The 386-nt window shown below is 54.7% G+C and carries 1 protein-coding gene; it reads left to right on the top strand.

All coding sequences use genetic code 11. The features are described 5' to 3' along the window. Nucleotides 1-126, top strand: a 126-nt coding sequence (locus tag AF337_RS40860) for an Hsp20 family protein (protein WP_152971183.1), incomplete at its 5' end; no start/stop codon positions are given. Between the last annotated feature and the right edge of the window lie 260 nt (nt 127-386).

Below are 386 nucleotides of genomic sequence, written 5' to 3'. Positions count from 1 at the left end.
TCCTTAAACAGCGAGGTAGAGGAAAACAAAATTTCGGCCTCCTTCAGGAATGGCGTTTTGACTGTCACTCTGCCCCGCTCGGGGTCGGAACAATCGACTGCTAAGCGCATCATGATCAATAGCTAAAAGAGAGATGTGTTTGGGGTGATGCGCGTTGTTTGGCAGCAGTGGCGTGCGATTGTCAGGCCCTGCTGCCAATCTCGCTGTATTGGCAGCGAGGTTGCCACATGATGGCACGGCTTCGGTATTCTCGCATTCAAATGGTCGCCGACAACAACCAGCCCACCTGTGGCGTTCCGTCACCAGGATATGGCCCCGCCGTTCTGTGGATGCATCGTTGCCGGTCTCCAGCAAACTTTCAGCGAGTTGGCGCGTTGAATATGGCG

Origin of the sequence: Rhizobium ecuadorense, assembly GCF_001187535.1 — a bacterium.
GTDB classification, from domain to species: domain Bacteria; phylum Pseudomonadota; class Alphaproteobacteria; order Rhizobiales; family Rhizobiaceae; genus Rhizobium; species Rhizobium ecuadorense.
The sequence above is the reverse complement of the archived record's forward strand: the minus strand, read 5'-3'. Positions and strand labels throughout refer to the sequence as shown.